Genomic DNA, 1,599 nt, shown 5'->3' with positions numbered 1-1,599 from the left:
AGGCGGCTGCGGGCATCATCGCCGAGCTTGCTGACGTCCTGGCCATCAAGCATGTAGGTGCCGCTGGTGAAGGTTTCCAGCAGGCCGGCGATGTTGAGGAAGGTGGTCTTGCCGGAGCCGGACGGACCGGTGACGGCGACGAACTCGCCTTCCTTGACCTGCAGTTCCAGTGAACGCAGCGCGTGGGTTTCCACCTGTTCGGTACGGAAGACCTTGGCGACCGAACGCATTTCGAGCATGTACATGGGGTGTCCTCTCTCCAGGATGTATGAGTTGTCAGTTGACGGAGACGCGTTCGGCGTCCTTGAACAGGTCGCTGCCCGAGACCACGATGCGGTCCCCCGGCTGCACACCCGACTTGATTTCCACTTCGCCCAGGCTGCTGACGCCCAGTTCGATCGGACGACGCACCGCGGTGCGGCCATCCATTACGTACGCCACACCGTTGCCCTGTTCCACGAACGGGCCGCGCTCGACCTTCATGACGTTCCTGCGGGTATCCAGCAGCACCCGCACCGACATCCGCTGGCTCTGGCGCAGGCCTTCAGGCTGGGCTGCGGCAAAGCGGACGCGTGCGTTGACTTCGCCATTGACCACTTCCGGCGACACCGCACTGATCTCGCCCGGGAACGGCTGGCCATTGCCGCCGGTCAGCTGCGCCGGCATGCCGATCGCCAGATCGCGCGCGAAGCTCTCCGGCACCTTGATCTCAACTTCGAACTTGGACAGGTCGACCACGCCCAGCACCGGCGCGTTGGCGGCAAGGTTGGTGGCCTGGGTGGCCTGCACCTGGCCGACCTGGCCATCGAACGGTGCACGCAGGGTCAGTGCGTCCACCTGGCGCCGCACTTCGGCCACTACGGCCTTCTGGCGGTCGGCCAGCAAACGCTTGTTGCGTGCGTCCAGGTCCGCGCCCTGGCTCTGCAGGCGTGCATCGGTGGTGGCATTGACCAGGCTGATGTCGGCCTTCTTCAGGGTGTCCTGGGCCTTGGCCAGATCGATCTGCGGCACCGCGCCGCCATCGAAGCCGCGCTGGTAGCGCTGCAGGTCGCGGTCGGCGGCCTGTCGCTCGATGCTGGCCTGGTCGGTTTCCTTGCGCGATTTGGCCCGGGCCAGGGTGGCATCCAGGTTGGCGCGGCTGGCCTCGGCCTCCAGGCCGGCCAGGGTGGCCTCCTCCTGGGCGAGCTTGCTGCGCAGCTCGGGGCTGTCGATGATCGCCAGCTCCTGGCCCTTCTTGACCACGTCACCGGCGACCACCTTCAGGTCCACCGTGCCGGCGGAGATGGCGTACAGCACCGGGCTGTTGGCGGCGATCACGCGGCCGTCGGCGGCGATGTCGCGCACCAGGTCGCCGCGCTGCACTTCGGCGATGCGCACCCGGCTGCTGTTGAACGAGCTGCTGGCATTGGACCAGGCATGCACGGCCCAGCCGATGCCGGCCAGCAGCGCGATACCCGCCAGGGCCGGCCAGCGGTAACGGTGCCATGCGGCCTTGGGGGCACTGGCTGAAGCGGAGGAAACGATCTGGTCCTGGGCGGAGGTGTCGCGGATCATCGGGTTCGTGCCTGTCGGTGGTGCCAGAGTGGTGTCAAGGACAAA

At 66.9% G+C, this 1,599-nt stretch carries 2 protein-coding genes; both read right to left on the bottom strand.

The features are described from left to right. Nucleotides 1-245, bottom strand: a 245-nt coding sequence (locus AC1VAN_RS21335) for an ATP-binding cassette domain-containing protein (protein WP_480986693.1), incomplete at its 3' end; no start/stop codon positions are given. Nucleotides 246-276: 31 nt separating this feature from the next. Continuing rightward, complete coding sequence (locus tag AC1VAN_RS21330; protein WP_442252098.1) at nucleotides 277-1,554, bottom strand: efflux RND transporter periplasmic adaptor subunit; 1,278 nt, start codon at nucleotides 1,552-1,554, stop codon at nucleotides 277-279. Nucleotides 1,555-1,599 lie beyond the last annotated feature (45 nt).

The organism is Stenotrophomonas sp. 05L44_2, from assembly GCF_056665995.1.
The sequence above is the reverse complement of the archived record's forward strand: the minus strand, read 5'-3'. Positions and strand labels throughout refer to the sequence as shown.

Bases quoted from the DNA above. Each gene is read 5' to 3' on its own strand.
- AC1VAN_RS21330 (WP_442252098.1), bottom strand. From the start codon at position 1,554: ATGATCCGCGACACCTCCGCCCAGGACCAGATCGTTTCCTCCGCTTCA.